This window comes from uncultured Microbulbifer sp., from assembly GCF_947498635.1.
Lineage (GTDB): Bacteria > Pseudomonadota > Gammaproteobacteria > Pseudomonadales > Cellvibrionaceae > Microbulbifer > Microbulbifer echini.
The window spans coordinates 32,920-47,325 of sequence record NZ_CANMKV010000034.1; the positions used below are offsets into that span (position 1 = coordinate 32,920).

11 protein-coding genes are annotated in these 14,406 nt (G+C 46.9%); 6 read left to right on the forward strand and 5 right to left on the reverse strand.

The window, feature by feature from the left end; translation table 11 throughout:
* The first annotated feature begins 32 nt into the window (after nucleotides 1–32).
* From Q1A69_RS15715 to Q1A69_RS15725, 3 genes are all read left to right on the forward strand, one after another.
* A complete protein-coding gene (locus Q1A69_RS15715) occupies nucleotides 33–476 on the forward strand; it encodes a YtoQ family protein (RefSeq protein WP_299587367.1) in 444 nt (147 codons plus the stop codon).
* A gap of 727 nt (nucleotides 477–1,203) precedes the next feature.
* Nucleotides 1,204–1,479 (forward strand): hypothetical protein, encoded by a 276-nt coding sequence (locus tag Q1A69_RS15720; RefSeq protein WP_299587370.1) that lies wholly within the window; start codon nucleotides 1,204–1,206, stop codon nucleotides 1,477–1,479.
* A 2-nt stretch (nucleotides 1,480–1,481) separates the two neighbouring features.
* Entirely contained in the window at nucleotides 1,482–2,309 is an 828-nt protein-coding gene (locus Q1A69_RS15725; protein WP_299587373.1) for a hypothetical protein, read from the forward strand.
* A gap of 219 nt (nucleotides 2,310–2,528) precedes the next feature.
* On the opposite strand, the gene Q1A69_RS15730 is transcribed toward Q1A69_RS15725, so the two are convergent.
* Nucleotides 2,529–3,536, reverse strand: a complete 1,008-nt coding sequence (locus Q1A69_RS15730) for a zinc-dependent alcohol dehydrogenase family protein (RefSeq protein WP_299587376.1) — start codon at nucleotides 3,534–3,536, stop codon at nucleotides 2,529–2,531.
* A 933-nt stretch (nucleotides 3,537–4,469) separates the two neighbouring features.
* Here Q1A69_RS15730 and Q1A69_RS15735 point away from each other — a divergent pair.
* On the forward strand, nucleotides 4,470–4,844 hold the full coding sequence (locus Q1A69_RS15735; RefSeq protein WP_299587379.1) for a SirB2 family protein: 375 nt from the start codon (nucleotides 4,470–4,472) through the stop codon (nucleotides 4,842–4,844).
* 54 nt (nucleotides 4,845–4,898) lie between these two features.
* Here the strand turns inward: Q1A69_RS15735 and Q1A69_RS15740 are convergent, their stop codons facing one another.
* Both Q1A69_RS15740 and Q1A69_RS15745 read right to left on the reverse strand, forming a co-directional pair.
* Nucleotides 4,899–6,371: an alanine/glycine:cation symporter family protein gene (locus Q1A69_RS15740; RefSeq protein WP_299587381.1), complete on the reverse strand. Its 1,473-nt coding sequence runs from the start codon at nucleotides 6,369–6,371 to the stop codon at nucleotides 4,899–4,901.
* A gap of 256 nt (nucleotides 6,372–6,627) precedes the next feature.
* Nucleotides 6,628–7,482 (reverse strand): 3-keto-5-aminohexanoate cleavage protein, encoded by an 855-nt coding sequence (locus Q1A69_RS15745; RefSeq protein WP_299587383.1) that lies wholly within the window; start codon nucleotides 7,480–7,482, stop codon nucleotides 6,628–6,630.
* A 300-nt stretch (nucleotides 7,483–7,782) separates the two neighbouring features.
* Here Q1A69_RS15745 and Q1A69_RS15750 point away from each other — a divergent pair, with 300 nt between their 5' ends.
* Nucleotides 7,783–9,714: a S9 family peptidase gene (locus Q1A69_RS15750; RefSeq protein ID WP_299587386.1), complete on the forward strand. Its 1,932-nt coding sequence runs from the start codon at nucleotides 7,783–7,785 to the stop codon at nucleotides 9,712–9,714.
* A gap of 38 nt (nucleotides 9,715–9,752) precedes the next feature.
* Entirely contained in the window at nucleotides 9,753–10,253 is a 501-nt protein-coding gene (greB, locus tag Q1A69_RS15755; protein WP_299587388.1) for a transcription elongation factor GreB, read from the forward strand.
* Nucleotides 10,254–10,403: 150 nt separating this feature from the next.
* On the opposite strand, the gene Q1A69_RS15760 is transcribed toward greB, so the two are convergent.
* A complete protein-coding gene (locus Q1A69_RS15760) occupies nucleotides 10,404–11,627 on the reverse strand; it encodes an enterotoxin (HBL) (protein WP_299587391.1) in 1,224 nt (407 codons plus the stop codon).
* 1,341 nt (nucleotides 11,628–12,968) lie between these two features.
* Nucleotides 12,969–13,568: a hypothetical protein gene (locus Q1A69_RS15765; RefSeq protein WP_299587394.1), complete on the reverse strand. Its 600-nt coding sequence runs from the start codon at nucleotides 13,566–13,568 to the stop codon at nucleotides 12,969–12,971.
* Nucleotides 13,569–14,406: the final 838 nt, after the last annotated feature.

Genomic DNA, 14,406 nt, shown 5'->3' on the forward strand with positions numbered 1-14,406 from the left:
ACATTGCGTTGAATACCCCAGGAGACCGCCCCATGAAGCTCAAAGTGTACCTTTCCGGTGAAATCCATTCTGACTGGAGAACCCAAATCATCGAGGGTTGTAAGCGCCAGGAACTGAATATCACCTTTTCATCCGCCGTTACCGAGCACGATGCCAGTGATGCCGCCGGTGACGGCCTTGGTGAAGAATCCACCTCTTTTTGGCGGGATCATAAGTCGGCCAAAGTCAATGCTATTCGAATCAAGCACGCCATTGAGAGTTGTGACCTGGCCATCATTCGCTTTGGTGAGAAATACAAGCAGTGGAATGCCGCCTTCGATGCAGGCTACTGTGCGGCCTTGGGAAAACCGTACATCACTTTGCACGATGAATCCCTAGTACATGCCCTGAAAGAAGTAGATGGTTCAGCCCAAGCCTGGGCACAGAACCCTGGGCAAATAGTCGACATCCTAAAATACCTCACCACCCAGGTCTAATAGCAAGTTCCACCAACGCCGGTCAAAAGCCGGCGTTGGCTCATAATATACATTTGATAAACTGCCCTGACCTATCTACGCCAAACTGACTTCACTGATTAATCCTGCGAGGTAAAGATTTCTCTGCACTACCTAGCTTATAATTTATAATTATACGACAAATATACAAGTCGGTAACGGGAAACTGACTTGCTAGGCTATAAAACAACGAAACATATAATTAAAACCAGAAGCCGCACCTGAAAAAAGTGTGAAATTAACACCGACATAAAATATATTTTTAATCAAATCAAGATGACATTATCCCTACGGTAATAGGGGCTATTGGGGCTGTATTTAATGGTGCTGCCTACGATGCAAAGCTTACCGCAAATAAATGTGGCCAGTACCTTCAGAATTCGAAGAGCACAAATCAGAAACTCCTCAATAATAGTTTTTCACTCTACTATGCCCCCAGCTATCTCATCGATGAATTAGGGGTATGGCAAACAGGAGCCCAGAAACTCGCAGGCCCCAATGCCGGACCCCGTGAGCTGGCCCGCCTGCTATATAAATCACTACCTTGGGACGAGAGAGATGAAACCTTAAAGCATCATTGGTATGTTTTCGGAGAGGGTGCCAAAATGCTTCACCGCACCTTGAAGGAGTTTAAACAGATAGCCGGGGGAAAAAACTACAACAGCACTGCTTTTATTTTGTCAGCCCAAAAGAAAATCTAGGCCTGCTGATGCAGGAATTGCAGGCTGTAGGAGCACAGACTAAAGAGACCAGTTACAAATATAACCAGAAAGATATAGTCAGCACGGTACATCAATTAAAAGATACTAATAGTGCAGTAAGCGGCATGGAACAAATGAAAGCTTCGTGGACTAAGTTCTACAAGGACACTCAAGCTCTTGATCAGTATTACCAAAATGATTATATAGGCAGAGGTGATAGTAATCGTACTTTTTCGCAGGCAGTTAGGCATATTACCAGCACAATTAAAAGTGGATGGGGTTAACAATGGCTCAAGTGGATTCACTGGACTTAGATCGCCCTATTATCGAACAGCTTGATGCTATCTACTGGCTGCCATTTAATGCACTACCTGTACACCACTACAACTTAGGTGACTGGCATTTGTCATTTACAGGGAGACCGGAACTGCAAATCTACGTCGACTGTAATTATGCGCCGTATAGTACACCAATTGACAATGAAGAAAGCTACCCAAGATTTTCTGGTGGGCAACCCCTATGGGACAGCAAAAGTCCTTACATTTGGCTTACACTCCAGCCCATTAGGAACGCTTGTAGTGTTGAGGTCGGGCCTGATGATGCCTGGGTTGTTGGGTCTGCCGTGTTTGAACTTCGGGTGATCCAAGTGCGAGAACCATCCAAATCTGGAGTATTTGATTTATCTGACCACAATCAGATAAAACATTTTATATTTAACAAGCATAAAAGTGACTTAGATTATTTTCAGAAATTGGGGCGCAAGGATTACTTCAGTGCCTGGAGTCTCGACGAAATCCAAGAATACAAAATCAAGGGGCGGAACTGGTACGAAATAATTGACGGAAATTTAGGCGTAAATTGGTGTTTCAACTTTTATACCCATTTATCAGATAGACACCTTCTACATATTGCCTATGAACCCAGCCAGTTCTGGCCTCCATATCATATTCCCAGCGAAAAAGCTTTAAGTATAAGCAAATCTCCTTTGTGGGACTTTATGGATAATTTAGAGCTTTCAAAAATGGAAGAAGGCAGCCAGGTTGTAACCGGCACCATAGAACGAGAAACGACTAGTTCCTGGGTGGAAGACACAGAGGGTCTGGAAGGCTGGTGAACCATTGTAGTTGGCGGGCCTCGTCAAGATAGCTCCCATATTGCCATGATATGAAATAGGGAAAGCAAAATTTCTAGCATCCCCCACTGCCTATCAACGAAAGTTGCGCAGTGGTAATTACACTCCCCTAGTATCGTGCGTGGTGCTATTGAAGGACACCACACACGATACGGTAGAGCTTTGATAATCAGGTCAGCGGATTACCAACCTTTAAATGGTTTAAGCACTTAGCGATTCACCGAGTAAAAGAACTTTACCATTTCGCTCCCCCGCGGCGGCCGCTTTGACAGCATCCTTTATATCCTTCAGAGCGTATGTCGCGTGGATAGGTGCGGATAACTTCCCCTCTGCAACTAGCTTGGTAATAGTTCCAAACACTTCCATTTGTCGTTCAGGAGAAGCCGCGCCAAACCATTTCGCCAACCAGAATCCACGCACGGTAATATCTTTAAAAATGATGACTCCAGGCGCGAGAAGACAGGGCTCTCCACTCAGGGCACCATAGTTCACCAGCGTGGCCCCTTCACAAAGGGCTTCTCCCAATCGAGCGGTAGCCATCCCCCCAACGGCATCGATGCCCAGTCGAATCTCAGCGCCATCGGTTGCAGCGCTTACTCTTTTAGCGAGACTTTCCCCTTCCTGCTCACCATCCACAAGTACTACGTCTGCACCCGCTTCCAGCATGGGTTCAATTAGAGAAGCCCTGCGCACAACATTCACTACCTTGAGCCCGCGAATTTTAGCCAAGCTCGTCAGATAGGTTCCCACCGCAGAATTCGCAGCGTTTTGGATCACCCAATCCCCCTCTTTCAGATCGACAAACTCACTGAGCAACAGGTAAGCCGTGGGAGGGTTAATCGAAATCATAGAGAGTTGCATGGGGTCTACTTCGTTTGGCAGTGGTATTAGCCCTTGAGCATCCGCCACCATATGCGTAGCCCAAGTGCCACTGCCAATTGGTAAAAGCACAGTTTGGCCTATCTCTGGCCCAGTAACATTTGGTCCATGCGCAACCACCTTGGCGATCCCCTCGTTTCCGCCTATCGCGGGTAGTGGCGGCAACATGCCATATTCACCCGTCAGGGTAAGCACGTCCGAGGGATTAATGGGTGTAGCCAGCATTTCCAACAACACCTGCCCCTCTTCCAGCTCCGGCTCGTTAAATGAAACCGCCTCGATCACATCTTGCGGCACCGGGCCGCGCTCACGATATTCAGCCTTTAGCATGTCACTATTTCCTTTCAATAAGCCTGTTATTCACTGAGTAATGAAATACATCTGTTACATCGCCACTCGCAAAACAGTGTGCAGATATACGAATCTGTTCGTTTTTCATGATCCCATCGCTCATGAGTCTGTGCGCTGCCAAGTTCACAACCACTGACCCAAGTAGGGCCGGAACCAGATGCGGTATCCCAGTCTACTCGTCATAGGGAATAGTTCAAGAATACCAATGGGATACGGTCCCACATCACGAGAAAATTAATAGAAGAAGCAGGAAACCTTATAAGGCCTCGGGATCATCACCCGACAAATTTGATACTCACAATTTTTCCCCACCGTTGACGATACTCATGTAAATGTAATTTAAGATGTCTCCTAATACTTTTCTGGTACCTCTAACTTTTGCGTAAATCACAATCAGAGTGTAATTTTATGAGGATATCGGGATATGATTAAAAGCCTTTAGGGTAAATTTCGAATTACTCAGGACATTTCATCGATAGCGCCTGCAAACCGCATTTAATGACAACCCAATCATATAAAGACCTAAATTCTGTACGGAGTCCCATGCGTTAGAAAGTGAAGACTATTTAAGCCCTGACGGACAAACCTAGAGGGATGACGCACCCCAGACCAATCCCTCGCCTACCTCATAACCAGAAGATACCCCTTGAACGAACCTTTCTGCGAATCCAGAGGAGCGCTCCTGGACCACCTGCTACAACTATGGCGAGATTCGATTCCCAGATTATTGTACAGAATAATGAGGAACCGCTATCATCACGCCCCAAAGAAGATGCAGCGTTACTTAGAAAACCTCTAAAAGCCCTACAGGGCGGATCTTCAAGGCTGCCAGTCACAACCCAATTAGCCAGAGGCCTCCTCTGTTAAAGCCCTTTAACACCAGCCGTTAGAAAAGGCCCGTCAAGTATACTGATGTTTACCTACACACTGATTAAGCATACCCATGTAACCGCTGCCGCTCTCAGCCTTTCGCTTTTTCTTCTGCGAATGGGGCTTGAGCTGTCCGGAAAGTCTCAGTGGCGAAAAACTGCCCTGCGCTGGATGCCCCATGCCAATGACACCCTACTATTATCTGCAGCAGTTACATTAGTCATTATTGGTAGTTGGAATCCAGCCATTTTCCCCTGGCTAGCGGTAAAAATCGCGCTGGTTTTTGGCTATGTTATTGCCGGCTTCTTTGCCCTGCGTCAATCTACGCCCCAGCGCACTCGTATAATTGCCGCTCTGTTAGCAATGGTGCAGATAGGTTTTATCTTTTATCTGGCGATTCAAAAGCCTGCACTTTAGACAAGGCTCAACTTAACTGAACGGCCCGGATTAACCGTTTACCGGGCCGTGGCCTTATTTTTGATCCCATACTTCGTGATCAATACCTTTAATGTCATATTTTCTGGCATCAAATACAGGCTCTCTCACCCCTCTATTCAGCTGTGCTTCGTAGTCCCCTAGTACTTTAAAAGCAACACCTGACAGCAGAGTAATTGCCAGTATATTAGTGGAAGCCATAAAACCCATAGCAACGTCAGCCATCCTCCAAAGCAGGGTAAAATTTTCCGTACTTCCACTGTAAGAAACCCAGGCCCCAAACAGGATGAACATCAAAAAAATTATTCGATAGCAGAGAATGGACATGCGCGTGTGATATAAGTAAAAGATATTGGTTTCACCGTAATAGTAATTACCAATAATCGAAGTAAAAGCAAAGAAAAGTAACGCAAAAGCAATAAAGCCACTCCCCCAGGAGCCCACCTGACTGGCGAGAGAGTCTTGAGCCAACTTCACCCCTTCTACATTCCCCACCATATATACATCGGCAACCAGAATAATCGCCGCCGTGCAGGTACAAATCACGATGGTGTCCAGAAAAACCGACGCCATCTGCACGTAGCCTTGCACTAAGGGGTGCTTTACGTCAGCGGCAGCGCCAACATTCGGAGAGGAGCCAAGTCCAGCCTCATTGGCAAACAGGCCCCGCTTAATGCCATTGGAAACAACGGCTCCCAGAGCACCTGCCCCAGCCTGCTCCAGGCCGAAGGCATTTTTTAGGATTAAGCCCAAAATTTTAGGAAGCTCATCCAGGTTCATAAGTATTACTGCCGCCGCCACGGTCAAATAGGCTATAGCCATAAGTGGCACTACCACACCCGCAAATCGCGCAATAGAGCGAATACCACCAAAAACTATGATGCCTGCAGCCACAGCCACCACAACCCCCACCAGCAACGGATTAATTTCCCAGGCATCGTTTAGTGCCGTGGCCATGGCATTCGATTGGATCGAATTGAAGATAAAGCCATAACACATTAAAAGAAAAAGAGAGAAAGTTACCGACAGCCATTTCCAATTGGAGCCAAGCCCTTTATTGATGTAGTACGCCGGCCCGCCCCGAAATGTTCCCGGCTGCTCGCCCTTCTCTTTATAAACCTGGGCAAGGGTGTTCTCGACCATACTGGTCGCCATACCCATCCAGGCGACCATCCACATCCAGAAAACCGACCCAGGCCCCCCTGCAGTTATTGCCACAGCGACACCAGCAAGGCTACCTGTGCCAATTCGCGCTGCCGCGCTAGTTGCAAATGCTTGGAAAGCAGAAATAGAACCGGGATGATCTTTGTGAATTCCGCGTACCATCACCATCACCATATGACCAAAGTGACGGAACTGGATAAAGCGGCTGCGAATAGAAAAATAGAGGCCAATGGGTAGAAGAGCTATTATCAGGATACCCAGCCACCACTCCCCGCCAATCCCTCCCCATAAAAGCCGGTTGGCCCAATCAATCACTCTGATAATTTGGTCCAACAATGCTTGCATCCACCTCTCCCTGTTGCAGATCGCTTTTTATCAACTAACCCATAGGGGAAAACTGCTATGCCCTAAGATTAGCAGCACGGACAGATGAGATTTAAACGACAGTTGACCCAAAAAATCGAAGTGGTGTGAGGAGGGGTCGCAGCACCGAGATCTGATGCCACGACTAGGGTCCGGTTAACTGTTCATTTATGACCGAGCAGCCACCTTTTGCCTCGTACTTATCTGTACTCTCGCTAGTGAGACTATGGGTTAATAACTAGCAGAAAATCTCACGCGCCCGTTCGGGAGAAACCACTTTGCGGCCGCACTCCTCAGCCACCACCGCCAAAGCCTCAATCAGCTGACCATTACCCGTGGTGCGCTCTCCGCCGGGCAGATAAAAAGTATCCTCTACCCCGCTGCGCAAATGCCCGCCCAATTCGGCGGTCCTGCGGTGCACAGGCCAAATTTCTTCCCGGCCGATTACTGTACTCTGCCACAAGCTATCCGCATGCATGTATTTGGGCAACAATGACAACAGCTCGGGATCTGCCGGCATCCCCGAGGCCACCCCCATCACCAGGTTATAGTTCGGCTTATCCACCAACCCCACATCGGCGTACATACCAACAGAGCGGACAATACCTACGTCGAAGCATTCAAATTCAGGTCGTGTACCCGTCTCACGGCAAACCGCTAGCAATTCCTCCACCTTATCTACCGGGTTATCGAACACCATTGGCGGCCAGGCCCAAGTGCCATTAGAGCGGGCTTTTAAATAGTTGAGGCTACCCGCATTACAGGCAGCAATTTCAGGTTTACCGGCGCGCACACACTCAAGTGGGCCGCGTTGATCCCGGCCGATGGTACCGGTGGAGAAATTTAAAATCACACCGGGGCACTTATCGCGAATCGCCGCGGCAATTTCCAGGGCTACCTGAGGTTCCCAGCTGGGCAGGTGCCCTTTGCCCATCTCCTGAGCCCGAAAATGTACGTGCATAACTGAAGCACCGGCATCAAAGGCCTCGCGCGCAGAATTTGCCATTTGCTCCGGGGTTACCGGAACCGGATGTTGTTGAGGGTTGGTGAGCACCCCGGTAAGGGCGCAGGTAATTACCACTTCATCGGACATCGTAGGCTCTCCTGAATTATCTTTATTTGGCCTCTATGAATACGGCTCAGTGAGCCTTGCAGCGCCACAAATCTCAGGCCCTCAGCTTGTACACGGCTATTGCGAACCAAGCTCCCCAAGCATATCCATAGTTTTATCGAGTAACGAGTATTTTACCCTTCAATACCAAGCGCTTGCTTGGTTCACAAAAGACTACCACAGGCCTCACCCTGTAAAAAGGTGCCTTGTGTCACCCAATCAGGCCCGGCAGAATGCAAAAAACTGAATTCAGGAAACCGGTATCCGATGAGTGAGGCCTCCATGACAAACTCCACCCCCTATGGCAGCTGGAAATCTGCAATTAATGCCGAACTATTGGTAGAGGGCAGCGTTCGCCTAGCGGAAGCCAGCCTGGTGGACGGACGTTACTACTGGCTGGAATCCCGTCCAGCTGAAAAGGGGCGCAGTGTTCTAGTTCAGTATTGTCCCAAAAATGGACGCAGAGACCTCACCCCTGCCCCTCTGAGTATTCGCTCCAAGGCCCATGAATACGGAGGTGGCAGCTATCTAGTGCATGGGGACACCGTGTATTTTGTCCTGGCGGATGACCAGCGTATTTACCGAATGAAGCTCGACAGTGCGCTGCCTGAGGCCATTACCTCTGAAAGCGACTCCCGCTACGCCGATCTATGCCTGGATCGGCGTAGAAATCGGCTGATCTGTATCGAGGAAGACGATAGCAGGCACGGCCAGGGCCAAGAAGCACGCGCACGAATTATCGCTATCGACTTAACCGCACCGCTGTCCACAGCCCCCAGAGTATTAGCCGAAGGCGCGGATTTCTACTCAAACCCCACACTGAACCCCAACGGCGATCAATTGAGCTTCCTGCGCTGGTACCACCCCAACCTTCCCTGGGATGCCACTGAATTGTGCCTGGCAAACCTGGATGAACCGGGTGAGGTTATCGACACCACGCAAGTGGCCGGCGGAGGGCAGGAATCCATCTTCCAACCACAGTGGTCACCGCAGGGGGAGCTTTATTATGTCTCCGACCGCAACAATTGGTGGAACCTATACAAGCTGGGTATGAATGACCCTTTATGGAAAAAGCACGCAGAATTCGCCACACCACAGTGGGTGTTTGGCATGTCGACTTTTGGTTTTCTCAATGCAGAAGAAATACTCTGCACTTATACAGAAAAAGGCCTCTGGTACCTGGCCAGGTTAAATTCACAAACGGGGGCGCATCAGTTAATCCAGCAGCCTTATTGCGATATCGAAAGCCTCCGTTGTGAAAATGGCAAAGCCGTTTTGATTGCCGCCGGTGCCGATAGCTTTCCCGCTGTCGTCTCCTTGAATCAGCCAACAGAGATTCTTGACCCCATCGCCAGCAGCAATAGCCAGGCGCTGCCGGCCGAGCTTTTCTCCAAGGCCCAGGCAATCACTTTTACCGTCGACGGGCGCGAAGTACACGGATTTTACTATCCGCCACATAACCCACACTTCAGCGCACCCGAGGGAGAAAAGCCCCCGCTGATTGTCCTGAGCCATGGCGGCCCAACCGGAGCCACCTCTGCCGGGCTGAATTTGAAAGTGCAATACTGGACCAGTCGGGGCTTCGCCATTCTGGACGTAAATTACTCCGGTAGTACGGGTTATGGGCGAGAATACCGCGACCGACTTACCGATAAATGGGGTATCTATGACGTGGAGGATGTCTGTGCCGGTGCGGAATACCTGGTAGACCAGGGCTTGGCAGACCCCGAACGCCTGCTAATCAAGGGGGGCAGCGCTGGTGGTTACACCGTACTGGCCGCGCTGACATTCCACAATACTTTCAAGGCCGGCGCTAGCCATTACGGTATCGGTGAGCTGAGCAGCCTTGCTAAAGACACCCATAAGTTTGAGTCCCGTTACCTGGACAAGCTGGTGGGTCCCTGGCCCTCTGCCGAAGCGATCTACCAAAAGCGTTCCCCGATCAACCACGTAGAACAAATGAACTGCCCAGTGATTTTTTTCCAGGGCCTGGAAGACAAGGTCGTTCCACCAAACCAGGCGGAAACAATGGTAAAAGCGCTGCAGGAACGCGGCATCCCTGTTGCGCATATTACTTTTGCCAATGAAGGCCACGGCTTCCGTAGCGGCGACAGTATCAAAATGGCTCTGGAGGGAGAATTGGAATTCTATAGCCGTATTTTTGCTTTCCCCCTGGCTGAAGCCGGCCCCGGTATTACCATTGAAAACCTGTAACCAGTTACTCACAACCCAGAGAGGAATCCAGTAGCACCATGGGAAGATGGAGACCGCCGCGCCCGCGCGGCTCCCGCTATATCACTGCGGAAGGTGTGCAACGCATGCGTGCTGAAGTAAAACATCTCTGGGAAGAGGTCCGCCCTAGAGTTACCCAAGCGGTCAGTGATGCCGCCAAACTGGGGGACCGCTCTGAAAATGCCGATTATATCTACGGCAAGAAACGTCTGCGGGAAATCGACAGCCGCGTGCGCTTTCTTACCAAGCGCCTGGAAGAAATAACCGTAGTAGATCGGATACCGGAGGATAAGGAAAAGGTCTTCTTTGGTGCCTGGGTGACCCTGGAGGACGATAACGGGGATTGCATTTGCTATCGCATCGTTGGACCCGATGAATTTGATGTGAAAGCGGGCCTAATCTCAATGGACTCCCCTGTTGCCCGCAATCTATTGGGGCGCAAACTCGATGACGAGGTGGATATCCGCCGGGGAGAGACATGGCAGACTTATTATATTACTGATATCCGCTACGAAGAGTAGAGATAGGTATCCATCCGCACAGCTTCAAAGACTGGAATTGATAACCCCATTTAACAATCCAGCCTGATTAAAAAAGGCTTATTTCCCTTGAAATAAGCCTTAAAACTAAACCTTAAAAATAAGCTTTAAAAGCTAAGCCTAAAAAAACACTTAGAGGCTATTATAATACTCAATCACACCAACAGTTTCTCCGCTGGCAAAGGCGGATTGGACGTCATCAGAGCTCATTCCAATTTTCAATTCGGCGTTATTCACATTGAGATCAAGATACAAGCTTCCCGCCTGAGAATAGGCATCATTCCACTCAGTCACCGCATCATTGAGATCATTTATAACGGCCGTATAGTTTGCCCCTTCCTCATCAGAGATCGCAGTGTGAATATCGCTAATCGCTGAAGACACATCATTTTCGAGCGTTTGCCACTCCTGCAAAACAGCCTGCAAGTTTTCTTCAACCTGTTGAGACTCTTCTGCTAACTGTCCAAAGCTCTGCGACAACATCTGAAGAGTAGAAACATCAGCAGTGACCAGATCCATTTCTGCTTGTTTGGCCTGGATACTCTTTTGATCAGCAACAATTTTGGCTGCATCCAAAGCTATAAAAGTGGTTGCCACCGCAGCCACAGGACCCATTACAAACCAAGTGAGTAAGCCCTCAGGGAAAGCGACGATAGAAGCTACTGTTCCGAGGGAGATCGCAGTGGCATCTGCAATACCAAGCGCCACTATGCTCGCTGTCAGCGATTTAATATCCGCCTGTAAGTTTTTAATATCTTTCTTTAGATCATTAATCTTTGTCTCATCAGCCTGCGCATCCTGTACAGATTTGTCAGCGATCGATTGCAGTTGAGTCGCCATATCCGGCAGCTTATCTTGAAAGCCTTGAATTGCCTGGAGTGCACCATTGATAAAAGTAGAAACAAGACCCAACTGAGTCGTTATCGAGTTAAGATCATTTTTTAAAATATTAAGAGCCGAAGCATTACTCGGATCAACTTTAAGCGTATTTGCTTGAGTTAAGGCATCCTGCAGCAGCTGGCTGATAATACCGTTGTAACCTTGCACTTCTCCCGGTACATCTAGGAGCCTGGCCAGTACGTTATTCACCCAATCAAGTGCATCCGTATTGGCCTGTGTATAGGCCGCAACAAAATCACTCCAATCCGGCGGATTTTGATTTAAAGTCGGCAAGCTCGAGGACAAAACATTGGTAACCAGAGTATTTATCGCAACTACATTTTGCTTGTAAGTATTCTGGGTATCGCGAATCGATTGGGCACTATGCTTAAAAGCTTTTGCCAAAGAAAATTTCACCACCACCGGGCTGGTACTTTTCTTCGCCACCAAATCTACGTCATCACTTACCTGTGACATATTTATTTCTCTCTTAATGAACATTTAAGATGAAACCAACGAACCTCTATGAAAAAAACCTATAATTAGGCGTCGCCAAATATAGCAAGATTCACCCAAAACAAACACGTTACTTCTTATAATCAATCGAAAAGAAAAAATCATCTATATTTCTTTTCTCAATATATAAGCCATCCTCACCCCAGCTATAAAGCTGGCATAGAAAACCATTAATATTTTCTTTTAGCCCTCACCCCCCAGGGGCTATAAGGATGAGAAACTTAGATGTTCCGAGAAAGCACTGCACTATTATTTTCATGGTTCGCAAATTATTTTTCACCAGCAACCCTAATAACCCAAAGAAATCTTTAAGCGGGAAGAGCAATACAGGTCCGATTCAAGATATAAAAAATCGACTACCCACCTATGCGCATCTGCATTATCTAAACGCAAACATTAGGCAGCAATCACATCAAAGATCATAATGAGGTTAGTATTTTTGACTACCATCTTACTATAACAACCTAAGCTGTTATTAATATCGGAAACATTAAATAGTTGCTATTGATTATAACTCCATCTTCAAATGATCCCCCTTTATCCTATAAAAAAAAATAGAACAGGCTATCGTATTGACAGCCGGTTATTAAACTCTTGTGAACTATCGAATAAGCAGCGACGGCTCTCAGAAATCAAAATCTTGACAGAGGATCGTTGTTTATTTCTAAGTCATTAGTATTGTCGTATGCCCTTATGAAGCAATGGTTCTTGGTTATGTTCACTCAGGTATCATAATGACGAAGAATAGTCTCCAAAAGGCCTTCGAATAATTAAAGTCAATTCATCGCAACCAATTGAGTCCTGCGAGAGTTTATCGTATATATGGGCATCGAAAGACCACTCAGTTATGAAGGATGATTCAATTATTTTTTTCAACATCTAAAGGGTTTATTCATGGAAAAAAGAATGGTGCAAGAAAACGCCAAATCACACTTCAGTACACGATTAATCTACCCAGCTCGACCGGATTCTGGCGCGAAATAGGCATTCGTAACTCTACCCAGAGACGTGAGGTAAAAATTCGGAGAATATCCTCTTAAATTTCGAATTATTTCGAATTATTTCGAATTATTTCGAATTATTTCGAATTATTTCGGGCTTAGCTTGAGCTAGATAGCCATAAAAGCGATCAAATAGGCAACACTAGAGCCGACACAAATTTTAAATACTCCAAATGATTATGACCCATCTCCTTTCATCTCCATAAAATTATATGGTGCTTTTTAGTTTGCCCCTGAATGACAGAAGATAAGATCAGACCTGACTTGTAGGAGTAGTCACGGTCAGGTCATATTCTCGATTTTAGAACATGGAATTAACCATTTCTTTTGTTTTAGACTTTCCTGTGCCGTGACTGAGATCATCCCAGGTGACTTTCCCACTAGCCAGATCAAGCTTAACGCCTTGATGCCCAATATAATTATCGCCTTGGCGTAGGCTCATCTCGTTAAAAACCCCCTGACTGGTGAATGTAAACTTTTCAAGATTGGAGATATTAAAATTGACATCAAACATTCGATTAAAATTTAATACGCTACGCACTTCATCAATCAAGGCTTGAGTATGTCGCAGGCTTGAGCCGTTACCGCTCATGGTTTGAAAAGAAGAATTACCATTCAGGGACACGCCACCAAATACCCAACCTCTCCATTTTCTTCCGGGCGCAAGAGGACAGACCGCTGCCATTATCTCAAGGGCATCAGCTCTTACTTGAGGAGCTTGCATTGAGCCCGAGAAGTGAGCGACTACACCTATCCTTCTCGGTGCACCGCTGTAGAGCACTAGTCCTACACAGGAACCGTACCCATCAGATCGTAACTCTCCCGCGTTGTTGTCTGTCACCCAAGTACACTCAGGTCTGAAACGATAAGCTGCGTAACCACCCCCTAATTGAACGGCCATAGCATAGACTCCTTATTGGAAATTTATTCGATATTTGACCATTTAGTCCACATTAATATAACAATAAATTAAGCGGTTGCCTTGATCAATATCAGTAAGCTGTACCTTCAGCCCCTTACCACCAGATGGTTTTAACGCCTCAAGGTTATCGGGATAAGCCCTATGGATTTAGGCGGGCTGGAGGTCTCACTTTCACTTGATTACCGATATCTACCATGTATTTACTGATTCCTTAATAAATGAGCGAAGGATACTGAGCGTATAAAAAACGATACACCACCTAATTGGAAATAATGTATATCAGCTCCACAGATGACGAGTGAATGCATGGTACGGTAGAGTTCAATATTGGGAGTACGGAGTCGAAATGACAACTGGTATTAAGTTTCTAGAGAGGTCAAAGTTTTCCTCAAAAGTACATGAATACAATCTTGGTCTCAGCTTTAAAGCACATCATGCCCTAATCAGCAAACACAATCCTATGATCGTTTATTAACTGATTTGGTGTTTTGTATACTAACCCTTCTTTTAACCGGGAGCTTAGCCTTATTACTGCCTCTCTTATCTCAGTTTATGTCACTTTCTTTAATTCTATACCTTGCAAAAAGCATAGACATAGCAAACCGTTAGTATTTTCATTCAACCCTCAATCCCAGCGAGTTGTAAAAATATGGAAAATAGATATTTACAAAGAGTTCACATTTTTTATTTCATGATCCGAAAATTATTTTTCATTGCAAACTGTAATAGCATAAACACAACCTAGATTGCCAACATAAGTGACACACGTTTACCCACCAAAAATTCCAGTGGGCTCAAGTAATTTAACACCTTCCTG